The organism is Escherichia sp. WS33 (assembly GCF_046486385.1).
Taxonomy (GTDB): domain Bacteria; phylum Pseudomonadota; class Gammaproteobacteria; order Enterobacterales; family Enterobacteriaceae; genus ECMA0423.
In genome coordinates this window covers 141,158-154,714 of sequence record NZ_JBJQLJ010000010.1, presented here as the reverse complement: position 1 = coordinate 154,714, position 13,557 = coordinate 141,158, and the positions used below count along the sequence as shown (strand labels likewise).

Annotated in this window: 8 protein-coding genes and 1 rRNA gene; 6 read left to right on the top strand and 3 right to left on the bottom strand. The window is 51.0% G+C overall.

Features of this window, described 5'->3' with window-relative positions:
- Nucleotides 1–4: 4 nt before the first annotated feature.
- A 5S ribosomal RNA gene (gene rrf / locus ACJHXA_RS11060) occupies nucleotides 5–120 on the top strand.
- A gap of 117 nt (nucleotides 121–237) precedes the next feature.
- On the opposite strand, the gene ACJHXA_RS11055 is transcribed toward rrf, so the two are convergent.
- Nucleotides 238–681, bottom strand: a complete 444-nt coding sequence (locus ACJHXA_RS11055) for an acetyltransferase (RefSeq protein WP_000236960.1) — start codon at nucleotides 679–681, stop codon at nucleotides 238–240.
- Between the two features lie 156 nt (nucleotides 682–837).
- On the opposite strand from ACJHXA_RS11055, the gene metA reads away from it, so the two are divergent.
- The 4 genes from metA (at nucleotide 838) to aceK (ending at nucleotide 6,988) form a co-directional block, all read left to right on the top strand.
- On the top strand, nucleotides 838–1,767 hold the full coding sequence (gene metA / locus ACJHXA_RS11050; protein ID WP_001122789.1) for a homoserine O-succinyltransferase: 930 nt from the start codon (nucleotides 838–840) through the stop codon (nucleotides 1,765–1,767).
- A 268-nt stretch (nucleotides 1,768–2,035) separates the two neighbouring features.
- Nucleotides 2,036–3,637: a malate synthase A gene (gene aceB, locus ACJHXA_RS11045; RefSeq protein WP_000138873.1), complete on the top strand. Its 1,602-nt coding sequence runs from the start codon at nucleotides 2,036–2,038 to the stop codon at nucleotides 3,635–3,637.
- 29 nt (nucleotides 3,638–3,666) lie between these two features.
- Nucleotides 3,667–4,971, top strand: a complete 1,305-nt coding sequence (gene aceA, locus ACJHXA_RS11040) for an isocitrate lyase (RefSeq protein ID WP_000857856.1) — start codon at nucleotides 3,667–3,669, stop codon at nucleotides 4,969–4,971.
- Nucleotides 4,972–5,251: 280 nt separating this feature from the next.
- The gene (gene aceK / locus ACJHXA_RS11035) at nucleotides 5,252–6,988 is read left to right on the top strand and encodes a bifunctional isocitrate dehydrogenase kinase/phosphatase (protein ID WP_001137214.1); all 1,737 of its coding nucleotides are present in this window, start codon (nucleotides 5,252–5,254) and stop codon (nucleotides 6,986–6,988) included.
- On the opposite strand, the gene ACJHXA_RS11030 is transcribed toward aceK, so the two are convergent.
- Entirely contained in the window at nucleotides 6,957–8,531 is a 1,575-nt protein-coding gene (locus ACJHXA_RS11030; protein ID WP_000632888.1) for a ShET2/EspL2 family type III secretion system effector toxin, read from the bottom strand. The two genes, aceK and ACJHXA_RS11030, sit on opposite strands and share 32 nt — an antisense overlap.
- Nucleotides 8,532–8,847: 316 nt before the next feature.
- Nucleotides 8,848–9,672, bottom strand: coding sequence for a glyoxylate bypass operon transcriptional repressor IclR (gene iclR, locus ACJHXA_RS11025; RefSeq protein WP_000226403.1), 825 nt, complete (start codon nucleotides 9,670–9,672; stop codon nucleotides 8,848–8,850).
- A gap of 199 nt (nucleotides 9,673–9,871) precedes the next feature.
- Between iclR and metH the strand changes: the two genes are divergently transcribed.
- Entirely contained in the window at nucleotides 9,872–13,555 is a 3,684-nt protein-coding gene (metH, locus tag ACJHXA_RS11020) for a methionine synthase (protein WP_000096011.1), read from the top strand.
- Nucleotides 13,556–13,557: the final 2 nt, after the last annotated feature.

Genomic DNA, 13,557 nt, shown 5'->3' with positions numbered 1-13,557 from the left:
TTTGCCTGGCGGCCGTAGCGCGGTGGTCCCACCTGACCCCATGCCGAACTCAGAAGTGAAACGCCGTAGCGCCGATGGTAGTGTGGGGTCTCCCCATGCGAGAGTAGGGAACTGCCAGGCATCAAATTAAGCAGAAGGCCCAGTCGGAAGACTGGGCCTTTTTGCGCTGGTGCAGAAAAAGGTCGGATGCGACGCTGGCGCGTCTTCTCCAGCCTGGGCAGGCACGGCAGGGGCGGCTTATTCCCCCACATACGCCAGATTCAGCAACGGATACGGTTTCCCCAAATCGTCCACCTCAGAGCGTCCCGTAACCTTAAAACCCACCTTCTTATAGAACCCAACCGCCTGCTCATTTTGCTCATTAACGTTGGTTGTCAGTTCCGGTGCCATCGAGAGCGCATGCTCCACCAGCATCCGACCCACGCCGCAGCCGCGCACATCAGGATCGATAAACAGCGCATCCATATGCTGCCCACTTAACAACATAAACCCAACCGGCTGATCCCGTTCATTAACCGCGACCCACAACGGTGCTTCCGGCAGAAAGGAACGAACCAGCTCTTCCAGCTCGGCCCGATACTCTGCTGATAAAAAATCGTGGGTGGCATCGACAGATCGACACCAAATCGCAACGAGTTCCTCCCCTTCCTCATGCTGTGAGCGGCGAATACTAATAACCATTTTCTCTCCTTTTCGTCATTCTTATATTCTAACGTAGCCTTTTCCTTGAAACTTTCTCACCTTCAACATGCAGGCTCGACATTGGCAAATTTTCTGGTTATCTTCAGCTATCTGGATGTCTAAACGTATAAGCGTATGTAGTGAGGTAATCAGGTTATGCCTATTCGTGTGCCGGACGAGCTACCCGCCGTCAATTTCTTGCGTGAAGAAAACGTCTTTGTGATGACAACTTCTCGTGCGTCTGGTCAGGAAATTCGTCCACTTAAGGTTCTGATCCTTAACCTGATGCCGAAGAAGATTGAAACTGAAAATCAGTTTCTGCGCCTGCTTTCAAACTCACCTTTGCAGGTCGATATTCAGCTGTTGCGCATCGATTCCCGTGAATCGCGCAACACGCCCGCAGAGCATCTGAACAACTTCTACTGTAACTTTGAAGATATTCAGGAACAGAACTTTGACGGTCTGATTGTAACCGGTGCGCCGCTGGGCCTGGTGGAGTTTAATGATGTCGCTTACTGGCCGCAGATCAAACAGGTGCTGGAGTGGTCGAAAGATCACGTCACCTCGACGCTGTTTGTCTGCTGGGCGGTACAGGCCGCGCTCAATATCCTCTACGGCATTCCTAAGCAAACTCGCACCGACAAACTCTCTGGCGTTTACGAGCATCATATTCTCCATCCTCATGCGCTTCTGACGCGTGGCTTTGATGATTCATTCCTGGCACCACATTCGCGCTATGCTGACTTTCCGGCAGCGTTGATTCGTGATTACACCGATCTGGAAATTCTGGCAGAGACGGAAGAAGGGGATGCATATCTGTTTGCCAGCAAAGATAAGCGCATTGCCTTTGTGACGGGCCATCCCGAATATGATGCGCAAACGCTGGCGCAGGAATATTTCCGCGATGTGGAAGCCGGACTAGGCCCGGAAGTACCGTATAACTATTTCCCGCACAATGATCCGCAAAATACACCGCGAGCGAGCTGGCGTAGTCACGGTAATTTGCTGTTTACCAACTGGCTCAACTATTACGTCTATCAGATCACGCCATACGATCTACGGCACATGAATCCAACGCTGGATTAATCTTCTGTGATAGTCGATCGTTAAGCGATTCAGCACCTTACCTCAGGCACCTTCGGGTGCCTTTTTTATTTCCGAAACGCACCTCAGGAGGTGAATAAATTTTATTCATATTGTTATCAATAAGTTATCAAGTATTTTTAATTAAAATGGAAATTGTTTTTGATTTTGCATTTTAAATGAGTAGTCTTAGTTGTGCTGAACGAAAAGCGCACAACGATCCTTCGTTCACAGTGGGGAAGTTTTCGGATCCATGACGAGGAGCTGCACGATGACTGAACAGGCAACAACAACCGATGAACTGGCTTTCATAAGGCCGTATGGCGAGCAGGAGAAGCAAATTCTTACTGCCGAAGCGGTAGAATTTCTGACTGAGCTGGTGACGCATTTTACGCCACAACGCAATAAACTTCTGGCAGCGCGCATTCAGCAGCAGCAAGATATTGATAACGGAACGTTGCCTGATTTTATTTCGGAAACAGCTTCCATTCGCGATACGGACTGGAAAATTCGTGGTATTCCCGCGGACTTACAAGATCGTCGAGTCGAGATAACTGGCCCGGTTGAGCGCAAGATGGTGATCAACGCACTGAACGCCAATGTGAAAGTCTTTATGGCCGATTTCGAAGATTCACTGGCACCAGACTGGAACAAAGTGATCGACGGGCAAATTAACCTGCGCGATGCGGTTAACGCCACCATCAGCTATACCAATGAAGCAGGCAAAATTTATCAGCTCAAGCCCAATCCAGCGGTTTTGATTTGTCGGGTACGCGGTCTGCACTTGCCGGAAAAACATGTCACCTGGCGTGGTGAGGCAATCCCCGGTAGCCTGTTTGATTTTGCGCTCTATTTCTTCCACAACTATCAGGCACTGTTGGCAAAGGGCAGCGGTCCCTATTTCTATCTGCCGAAAACCCAGTCCTGGCAGGAAGCGGCCTGGTGGAGCGAAGTCTTCAGCTATGCAGAAGATCGCTTTAATCTGCCGCGCGGCACCATCAAGGCGACGTTGCTGATTGAAACGCTGCCCGCCGTGTTCCAGATGGATGAAATCCTTCACGCGCTGCGTGACCATATTGTTGGTCTGAACTGCGGTCGTTGGGATTACATCTTCAGCTATATCAAAACGTTGAAAAACTATCCCGATCGCGTCCTGCCAGACAGACAGGCAGTGACGATGGATAAACCATTCCTGAATGCTTACTCACGCCTGTTGATTAAAACCTGCCATAAACGCGGTGCTTTTGCGATGGGCGGCATGGCAGCGTTTATTCCGAGCAAAGATGAAGAGCGCAATAACCAGGTGCTCAACAAAGTAAAAGCGGATAAAGCGCTGGAAGCCAATAACGGTCACGATGGCACATGGATTGCTCACCCAGGCCTTGCGGATACGGCAATGGCGGTATTCAACGACATTCTCGGCTCCCGTAAAAATCAGCTTGAAGTGATGCGCGAACAAGACGCGCCGATTACTGCCGATCAGCTGCTGGCACCTTGTGATGGTGAACGCACCGAAGAAGGTATGCGCGCCAACATTCGCGTGGCAGTGCAGTACATCGAAGCATGGATCTCCGGCAACGGCTGCGTGCCGATTTATGGCCTGATGGAAGATGCGGCGACGGCTGAAATTTCCCGTACCTCAATCTGGCAGTGGATCCATCATCAAAAAACGTTGAGCAATGGCAAACCGGTGACCAAAGCCTTGTTCCGCCAGATGCTGGGTGAAGAGATGAAAGTCATTGCCAGCGAACTGGGCGAAGAACGTTTCTCCCAGGGGCGTTTTGACGATGCCGCACGCTTGATGGAACAGATCACCACTTCCGATGAGTTAATTGATTTCCTGACCCTGCCAGGCTACCGCCTGTTAGCGTAAACCACCACATAACTATGGAGCATCTGCACATGAAAACCCGTACACAACAAATTGAAGAATTACAGAAAGAGTGGACTCAACCGCGTTGGGAAGGCATTACTCGCCCATACAGCGCGGAAGATGTGGTGAAATTACGCGGTTCAGTCAATCCTGAATGCACCCTGGCGCAACTGGGCGCGGCGAAAATGTGGCGTCTGCTGCATGGCGAGTCGAAAAAAGGCTACATCAACAGCCTCGGTGCACTGACTGGCGGTCAGGCGCTGCAACAGGCGAAAGCGGGTATTGAAGCAGTCTATCTGTCGGGATGGCAGGTAGCGGCGGACGCTAACCTGGCGGCCAGCATGTATCCGGATCAGTCGCTCTATCCGGCAAACTCGGTGCCAGCTGTGGTGGAGCGGATCAACAACACCTTCCGTCGTGCCGATCAGATCCAATGGTCCGCAGGCATTGAGCCGGGCGATCCGCGCTATGTCGATTACTTCCTGCCGATCGTTGCCGATGCGGAAGCCGGTTTTGGCGGTGTCCTGAATGCCTTTGAACTGATGAAAGCGATGATTGAAGCCGGTGCAGCGGCAGTTCACTTCGAAGATCAGCTGGCGTCAGTGAAGAAATGCGGTCACATGGGCGGCAAAGTTTTGGTGCCAACTCAGGAAGCTATTCAGAAACTGGTCGCGGCGCGTCTTGCAGCTGACGTGACGGGCGTTCCAACCCTGCTGGTTGCTCGTACCGATGCCGATGCGGCGGATCTGATTACCTCCGATTGCGACCCGTATGACAGTGAATTTATTACTGGCGAGCGTACCAGTGAAGGCTTCTTCCGTACTCATGCGGGCATTGAGCAAGCGATCAGCCGTGGCCTGGCGTATGCGCCATATGCTGACCTGGTCTGGTGTGAAACCTCCACGCCGGATCTGGAACTGGCGCGTCGCTTTGCACAAGCTATCCACGCGAAATATCCGGGCAAACTGCTGGCTTATAACTGCTCGCCGTCGTTCAACTGGCAGAAAAACCTCGACGACAAAACTATTGCCAGCTTCCAGCAGCAGCTGTCGGATATGGGCTACAAGTTCCAGTTCATCACCCTGGCAGGTATCCACAGCATGTGGTTCAACATGTTTGACCTGGCAAACGCCTATGCCCAGGGCGAGGGTATGAAGCACTACGTTGAGAAAGTGCAGCAGCCGGAATTTGCCGCCGCGAAAGATGGCTATACCTTCGTATCTCACCAGCAGGAAGTGGGTACAGGTTACTTCGATAAAGTGACGACTATTATTCAGGGCGGCACGTCTTCAGTCACCGCGCTGACCGGCTCCACTGAAGAATCGCAGTTCTAAGCAACAACAACCGTTGCTGACTGTAGGCCGGATAAGGCGTTCACGCCGCATCCGGCAATCGGTGCACGATGCCTGATGCGACGCTTGCGCGTCTTATCATGCCTACAGCCGTTGCCGAACGTAGGCCGGATAAGGCATTTACGCCGCATCCGGCAATCGGTGCACGATGCCTGATGCGACGCTTGCGCGTCTTATCATGCCTACAACCGTTGCCGAACGTAGGCTGGATAAGGCGTTTACGCCGCATCCGGCAATTCTCTGCTCCTGATGAGGGCGCTAAATGCCGCGTGGCCTGGAATTACTGATTGCTCAAACCATTTTGCAAGGCTTCGACGCTCAGTATGGTCGATTCCTCGAAGTGACTTCCGGGGCGCAGCAGCGTTTCGAACAGGCCGACTGGCATGCTGTCCAGCAGGCGATGAAAAACCGTATCCATCTTTACGATCATCACGTTGGTCTGGTCGTGGAGCAACTGCGCTGCATTACTAACGGCCAAAGTACGGACGCGGCATTTTTACTGCGCGTTAAAGAGCATTACACGCGGCTGTTGCCGGATTACCCGCGCTTCGAGATTGCGGAGAGCTTTTTTAACTCCGTGTACTGTCGGTTATTTGACCACCGCTCGCTTACTCCCGAGCGGCTTTTTATCTTTAGCTCTCAGCCAGAGCGCCGCTTTCGTACCATTCCCCGCCCGCTGGCGAAAGACTTTCACCCCGATCACGGCTGGGAATCTCTACTGATGCGCGTTATCAGCGACCTGCCGCTGCGCCTGCGCTGGCAGAATAAAAGCCGTGACATTCATTACATCATTCGCCATCTGACGGAAACGCTGGGGACAGACAACCTCGCGGAAAGTCATTTACAGGTGGCGAACGAACTGTTTTACCGCAATAAAGCCGCCTGGCTGGTGGGCAAACTGATCACGCCTTCCGGCACGTTGCCCTTCTTACTGCCGATCCACCAGACGGACGACGGCGAGTTATTTATTGATACCTGCCTGACGACGACCGCTGAAGCGAGCATTGTTTTTGGCTTTGCGCGTTCTTATTTTATGGTTTATGCACCGCTGCCCGCAGCGCTGGTCGAGTGGCTACGGGAAATTCTGCCAGGTAAAACCACTGCTGAATTGTATATGGCTATCGGCTGCCAGAAGCACGCCAAAACCGAAAGCTACCGCGAATATCTCGTTTATCTACAGGGCTGTAATGAGCAGTTCATTGAAGCGCCGGGTATTCGTGGAATGGTGATGTTGGTATTTACGCTGCCGGGCTTTGATCGGGTATTCAAAGTCATCAAAGACAAGTTCGCGCCGCAGAAAGAGATGTCTGCCGCTCACGTTCGTGCCTGCTATCAACTGGTGAAAGAGCACGACCGTGTGGGCCGAATGGCGGACACCCAGGAGTTTGAAAACTTTGTGCTGGAGAAGCGGCATATTTCCCCGGCATTAATGGAATTACTGCTCCAGGAAGCAGCGGAAAAAATCACCGATCTTGGTGAGCAGATTGTAATTCGCCATCTCTATATCGAGCGGCGGATGGTGCCGCTCAATATCTGGCTGGAACAAGTGGAAGGTCAGCAGTTGCGCGACGCCATTGAAGAATACGGTAACGCTATTCGCCAGCTTGCCGCTGCTAACATTTTTCCTGGCGACATGCTGTTTAAAAACTTCGGTGTCACCCGTCACGGGCGTGTGGTTTTTTATGATTACGATGAAATTTGCTACATGACGGAAGTGAATTTCCGCGACATCCCGCCGCCGCGCTATCCGGAAGACGAACTTGCCAGCGAACCGTGGTACAGCGTCTCGCCGGGCGATGTTTTCCCGGAAGAGTTTCGCCACTGGCTATGCGCCGACCCGCGTATTGGTCCGCTGTTTGAAGAGATGCACGCCGACCTGTTCCGCGCTGATTACTGGCGCGCACTACAAAACCGCATACGTGAAGGGCATGTGGAAGATGTTTATGCGTATCGGCGCAGGCAAAGATTTAGCGTACGGTATGGGGAGATGCTTTTTTGAGTAAAGCTTCCATATAATTTTTCTCCGCAATGTATCGAGGGTTATCCGTAAAGCCAAAGCTTTCAGCCATCTTATTTAATGTATTAAGGATTAATTCAGCAATAACCCGGTGACCAAATTCAAAAGCCAACTCAAAGGCAGAGTATTTTTGTGGCGCTTTGTGTTGCCAAAAATCCATAATATCTTCAGCGGTAAATCCAAACAGGCGTGCATGGTCAGATAAAGCAAGATAAACCGTCTCTACAACATTTTGTTGTTTATGCTGTATCGCTGAAAACAAACCGGGATATTCATTAGAATTATTTGCCAGGAGGAGGGGCTTCATATTTTTTTTATCGAATTTAAACGTATTAAACAGAGTGGGTAATGCGTTAAAAATAGTATTAATAACGTTCATATGTCCACTATTATAGGCAGTCAACATTTCTGTTCTATGTAGTTCTGGCATTTTCTGGAGCTGAATCATCAGTTGCGTAAGTTGGTGATTCTGACCAATTGCCATTAGCAAATTCATCGTTGCTGGTGATAATGGAGGGGTTATTTCATCCACAGATCCTTTTAACATCAATAGCTGTTCTTTCGGAAGTGCTGGAATTATTGCAACAGATTGGTTAATAACATGATCATTTGACCATTTCAGGAGGCTATAATCTACATTCATAAAATCCATCAGAGAATAGTGTTTAATATCCTCTTTGCTTTCGCTCATAATTCTTATTTTATCGTTAGTTACATTAGGATCATAAACCGAAACCACGTAATGGGTACATCCTTCAGTTGTGTTCTTTATTCTTAGCCGGACCGTCAAAGCATGGTTATCCACCAGTAATATGGCTGCCATAACACTGATGCCATTTGATTCCATCTTGTCAAAATATGCTTTCATAACTAGCCCGAAATCACCGCAGGCAGCAACGCAACGCCCCTCAGGACGGCTGGAAACCAACGCCAAAGTCTGGTTTTTGCATTTTTTGTTGAAGTGCGTGAGAAATTTTTCAGCTGAAGAGTAATCATCTTGATGGGGTTTGTAATCAACATTCTGATAAATATCATTAATATATTGTGCAGCAATGTGTCGGCATACTATACGGTTTTGGGGTCGCCCCGGAAAATAACATTGACCATTAAGTTTAATTCTTGGGAATTCTTTTTCTTTTCTATCTGATTTTAGGTTTAATTCTTGTTTATCAAGAGTGTCTGAGCGTTGAGGTAAAATTTCCATTAGGTATTCTTCAAATATTGGGGCAATGGTTTGAGTAAGTGTCGTGTTTTCGTTTTTATTAATTATCGTAATTTCTTTCTTATCAGCTTGTAAGACGGACGTGGAAAATTTAATGACAAAATCCTTGTTGCTAAAGATATGACGACCATTTTGTCTACAGTTCTCTGAGAAGCTTTTTAATAGAGGCGTCGCCAGCTCCTTGCCAGAAAATTTATCCTCGAGTTCTTTATAAAACAATTCACTCAGGGTTTGGTGTTCATTTGTCTGGGCTGTATTATTAATATTTGCAGAGAAAGAACTACGAGGGATACGAGTAATCATTTAAATATCTCATTGTTTATTGATGTCTTGAATTTTAACTATCAGAACAGTGAAAAAATTTAATATGATTACAAGTAAAGAAATATCATAAATCGCTCAATCTCATAATGCAGCCGTAAAAGTTTCGGTGGAATGAGATCTTGCGATTTTGTTAATGATTAAGTGGTTTGATGTTTAAAAATAATGCTGAGTTAATAAAAGTGTGTGAAGTGTATGACATTAAGTTATTTTGGCGTCAATGCGATTAACAGACACCCTTATTCTATTGCCACTCAGGTATGATGGGCAGAATATTGCCTCTGCCCGCCAGAAAAAGTCAGCGCATTCCACCGTACGCCAGCGTCACTTCCTTCGCCGCTTTAATCACCATCGCGCCAAACTCGGTCACGCGGTCATCGGTAATGCGTGAAATCGGTCCGGAAATTGAAATTGCGGCAAACGGTTCGCGGTGCTCATCGAAAATACACGCTGCAAGGCAACGTAGCCCCAGTGCATGTTCCTCATCGTCAAATGAATAACCCCGTTTGCGCGTTTGGGCGAGATCTTCTTTTAAATGCACAGGAGACACCAGCGTTGCGTGGGTATAGGCATGTAACCCTTTGCGGTGCAGCAGCTTCGTCACCTGTTCTTCGCTCAGTTGGGCTAAAAAGGCTTTACCCGCACCGGAAGCGTGCATCGGCAATTTACCGCCGATAGGCGCGGACATTCGCATCAGATGCGTACACTGTACCTGGTCGATAATAATCGCTTCGTGATCGCTTTGATCAAGCACCGCCATATTGACCGTTTCGCCAGACTCTTCCATTAAATTGCGCAGGATAGGGTGAACAATCGCTAACAAATTACGGCTCTGGAGAAAGCTGCTGCCGACCATAAAGGCATGTGCGCCGATTGCCCAATGTCCCAGTTCGCCGACCTGACGCACGAAACCCTGCTGTTGCATCGTGGTTAGCAGGCGGTGGGTCGTGGAATTGGGTAACCCGGCTTGTTGCGCCAGCTCTGTGAGTGCCACACTGCCATTGGATTCGGCAATCCACTCCAGTAATTTCAGGCCACGCGTTAAAGACTGAACCTGTCCAGTCGCTGGTGCGGTGGCAACGGCGGGTTTTCTGCCGCGTTTCGCGGGAATGGGTGCGACCATGACAGCCTCCTTTTTCTGTATCGTGGAAATCATTTTCATTTTTATTGTTAGCTAATGCAATAGTTGCTGAACTGATCCGATGAGTTAATGTTGAACAAATCTCATGTTGCGTGGTGGTCGCTTTTACCACAGATGCGTTTATGCCAGTATGGTTTGTTGAATTTTTATTAAATCTGGGTTGAGCGTGTCGGGAGCAAGTGTGAGCAGCAAAGTGGAACAACTGCGTGCGCAGTTAAATGAACGTATTCTGGTGCTGGACGGCGGTATGGGCACCATGATCCAGAGCTATCGACTGAACGAAGCCGATTTTCGTGGTGAACGCTTTGCCGACTGGCCATGCGATCTCAAAGGCAACAACGACCTGCTGGTGCTCAGCAAACCGGAAGTGATCGCCGCTATCCACAACGCCTACTTTGAAGCGGGCGCGGATATCATCGAAACCAACACCTTCAACTCCACGACCATTGCGATGGCGGATTACCAGATGGAATCCCTGTCGGCGGAAATCAACTTTGCGGCGGCGAAACTGGCGCGAGCTTGTGCTGATGAGTGGACCGCGCGCACGCCGGAGAAACCGCGCTACGTTGCCGGTGTTCTCGGCCCGACCAACCGCACGGCGTCTATTTCTCCGGACGTAAATGATCCGGCATTTCGTAATATCACTTTTGACGGGCTGGTGGCGGCTTATCGAGAGTCCACCAAAGCGCTGGTGGAAGGTGGCGCGGATCTGATCCTGATTGAAACCGTTTTCGACACCCTTAACGCCAAAGCGGCGGTTTTTGCGGTGAAAACGGAGTTTGAAGCGCTGGGCGTTGAGCTGCCGATTATGATCTCCGGCACCATCACCGACGCCTCCGGGCGCACGCTCTCCGGGCAGACCACCGAAGCATTTTACAACTCATTGCGCCACGCCGAAGCTCTGACCTTTGGCCTGAACTGTGCGCTGGGGCCCGATGAACTGCGCCAGTACGTGCAGGAGCTGTCACGGATTGCGGAATGCTACGTCACCGCGCACCCGAACGCCGGGCTACCCAACGCCTTTGGTGAGTACGATCTCGACGCCGACACGATGGCAAAACAGATACGTGAATGGGCGCAAGCGGGTTTTCTCAATATCGTCGGCGGCTGCTGTGGCACCACGCCACAACATATTGCAGCGATGAGTCGTGCAGTAGAAGGATTAGCGCCGCGCAAACTGCCGGAAATCCCCGTAGCCTGCCGTTTGTCCGGCCTGGAGCCGCTGAACATTGGCGAAGATAGCCTGTTTGTGAACGTGGGTGAACGCACCAACGTCACCGGTTCCGCTAAGTTCAAGCGCCTGATCAAAGAAGAGAAATACAGCGAGGCACTGGATGTGGCCCGCCAGCAGGTGGAAAACGGTGCGCAGATTATCGATATCAACATGGATGAAGGGATGCTCGACGCCGAAGCGGCGATGGTGCGTTTTCTCAATCTGATTGCCGGTGAACCGGATATCGCTCGCGTGCCGATTATGATCGACTCCTCAAAATGGGATGTCATTGAAAAAGGTCTGAAGTGTATCCAGGGCAAAGGCATTGTTAACTCTATCTCGATGAAAGAGGGCGTCGACGCCTTTATCCATCACGCGAAGCTCTTGCGTCGTTACGGTGCGGCAGTGGTGGTAATGGCCTTTGACGAACAGGGACAGGCCGATACCCGCGCACGGAAAATCGAGATTTGCCGTCGGGCGTACAAAATCCTCACCGAAGAGGTTGGCTTCCCGCCAGAAGATATCATCTTCGACCCGAACATCTTCGCGGTCGCAACCGGCATTGAAGAGCACAACAACTACGCGCAGGACTTTATCGGCGCGTGTGAAGATATCAAACGCGAACTGCCGCACGCGCTGATTTCCGGCGGTGTATCTAACGTTTCTTTCTCATTCCGTGGCAACGATCCGGTGCGCGAAGCCATTCACGCGGTGTTCCTCTACTACGCTATTCGCAATGGCATGGATATGGGGATCGTCAACGCCGGGCAACTGGCGATTTACGACGACCTACCCGCTGAACTGCGCGACGCGGTGGAAGATGTGATTCTTAACCGTCGCGACGATGGCACTGAGCGTTTACTGGAGCTTGCCGAGAAATATCGCGGCAGCAAAACCGACGACACCGCTAACGCCCAGCAGGCGGAGTGGCGCTCGTGGGAAGTGAATAAACGTCTGGAATACTCGCTGGTTAAAGGCATTACCGAGTTTATCGAGCAGGATACCGAAGAAGCCCGCCAGCAGGCTACGCGCCCGATTGAAGTGATTGAAGGCCCGCTGATGGACGGTATGAACGTGGTCGGCGATCTGTTTGGCGAAGGGAAAATGTTCCTGCCACAGGTGGTCAAATCGGCGCGCGTCATGAAACAGGCAGTGGCGTATCTCGAACCGTTTATTGAAGCCAGCAAAGAGCAGGGTAAAACCAACGGCAAGATGGTGATCGCCACCGTGAAAGGCGATGTCCACGACATCGGTAAAAATATCGTTGGCGTGGTGCTGCAATGTAACAACTACGAAATTGTCGATCTCGGCGTTATGGTGCCTGCGGAAAAAATTCTCCGTACCGCTAAAGAAGTGAATGCTGATCTGATTGGACTTTCGGGGCTTATCACGCCGTCGCTGGACGAGATGGTTAACGTGGCGAAAGAGATGGAGCGTCAGGGCTTCACCATCCCGCTATTGATTGGCGGCGCGACGACCTCAAAAGCGCACACGGCGGTGAAAATTGAGCAGAACTACAGCGGCCCGACGGTGTATGTACAGAACGCATCGCGCACCGTTGGTGTGGTGGCGGCGCTGCTTTCCGATACTCAGCGTGATGATTTTGTCGCTCGTACCCGCAAGGAGTACGAAACCGTACGTATTCAGCACGGGCGTAAGAAACCGCGCACACCACCGGTCACGCTGGAAGCGGCGCGCGATAACGATTTCGCTTTTGACTGGCAGGCTTACACGCCGCCGGTGGCGCACCGTCTCGGCGTGCAGGAAGTTGAAGCCAGCATCGAAACTCTGCGTAATTACATCGACTGGACACCGTTCTTTATGACCTGGTCGCTGGCCGGGAAGTATCCGCGCATTCTGGAAGATGAAGTGGTGGGCGTTGAGGCGCAGCGGCTGTTTAAAGACGCCAACGACATGCTGGATAAATTAAGCGCCGAGAAAACGCTGAATCCGCGTGGCGTGGTGGGCCTGTTCCCGGCAAACCGTGTGGGCGATGACATTGAAATCTACCGTGACGAAACGCGCACCCATGTGATCAACGTCAGCCACCATCTGCGTCAACAGACCGAAAAAACGGGATTCGCTAACTACTGTCTCGCTGACTTCGTTGCGCCGAAGCTTTCTGGTAAAGCAGATTACATCGGCGCATTTGCCGTGACTGGCGGGCTGGAAGAGGACGCACTGGCTGATGCCTTTGAAGCGCAGCACGATGATTACAACAAAATCATGGTGAAAGCGCTTGCCGACCGTCTGGCGGAAGCCTTTGCGGAGTATCTCCATGAGCGTGTGCGTAAAGTCTACTGGGGCTATGCGCCGAACGAGAACCTCAGCAACGAAGAACTGATCCGCGAAAACTACCAGGGCATCCGTCCGGCACCGGGCTATCCGGCCTGCCCGGAACATACGGAAAAAGCCACCATCTGGGAGCTGCTGGAAGTGGAAAAACACACTGGCATGAAACTCACAGAATCTTTCGCCATGTGGCCCGGTGCATCGGTTTCGGGTTGGTACTTCAGCCACCCGGACAGCAAGTACTACGCTGTAGCACAAATTCAGCGCGATCAGGTTGAAGATTATGCCCGCCGTAAAGGTATGAGCGTTACCGAAGTTGAGCGCTGGCTGGCACCGAATCTGGGGTATGACGCGGACTGATT